The sequence below is a fragment of the Paenibacillus sp. LHD-117 genome, from assembly GCF_030929555.1.
Taxonomy (GTDB): Bacteria; Bacillota; Bacilli; order Paenibacillales; family Paenibacillaceae; genus Pristimantibacillus.
The window spans coordinates 1-933 of sequence record NZ_JAVFVT010000087.1 but is presented as its reverse complement, the minus strand read 5'-3'; the positions used below and the strand labels follow the sequence as shown (position 1 = coordinate 933).

Below are 933 nucleotides of genomic sequence, written 5' to 3'. Positions count from 1 at the left end.
TTCGGAAATCCCCGGATCAAAGCCTGCTTACGGCTCCCCGAGGCGGTATCGTTGTTCGCCACGTCCTTCTTCGGCTCCTGGTGCCTAGGCATCCTCCGTGCGCTCTTACTAGCTTAACCAACGCTGCGTTTATTGAGCTTGCGCTGCTTTGTTCGTTTGTTCCTTGATTAGATAACCAATGGTTGGAACAAAAGAACAAGATGCATCTCAATCTTCAATAAACTTCGCTTAACTTCAACGGCTTGGCTCGCTTTCGCGAAACCAGCTCGCTGCTAGTTTAAAACAGCTAAAGGATGTTTCAGCAATTTGCATATTTTCTCATCGTCTTGCGACGATTACGAAAAATGCTTACTTTCGTTATCCAGTTTTCAAGGTGCAATTTCCCGCGCTTTTGCGACAGGAACTATATATTATCATGCGAATCCGACAATTTCAACACTCAAATGTTGGAAATATATTCGGTTTTTCGCAAAATAATAAGGTGCTTTCGCACCCGCTCGGCGTTGACTATTCTGTACCGGTTGAATCATGACTTATACGATCAAGATCGACATCGGAAACTTCATAAATCTACGCTTCGCTGTTAGGTGTTACTTGCTGCTTTACGACGTCCATTCCGCACCGATTGATCGAACTTCTCGAATTGCTTCGAGGTCGGCATCGGAAACTTCATTAATAATCGCATAAGCATCATTGAGTTTTCTTCGATGGAGTTTCCGATACTCTCCCACGGGAGAGACAACGGAGCCTACATCTTGGAATACCCGCTTGGCGACGTCCTACTCTCCCAGGACCCTGCGGTCCAAGTACCATTGGCGCTGGAGGGCTTAACGGTCGTGTTCGGTATGGGAACGCGTGGTTCCCCTCCGCCATCGCCACCAAACGGATAGTGTTTTTCGATGATTACGCTTCCCGAATCTCTTCAGAAAATAC

The 933-nt window shown here is 46.8% G+C and carries 2 rRNA genes; both read right to left on the bottom strand.

The annotated features are described in order from the left end of the window. A 23S ribosomal RNA gene (locus RB620_RS30145) occupies window positions 1-119 on the bottom strand; the annotation flags it as partial. A gap of 647 nt (window positions 120-766) precedes the next feature. Then, window positions 767-883: ribosomal RNA gene (gene rrf / locus RB620_RS30140) — 5S ribosomal RNA — on the bottom strand. Window positions 884-933 lie beyond the last annotated feature (50 nt).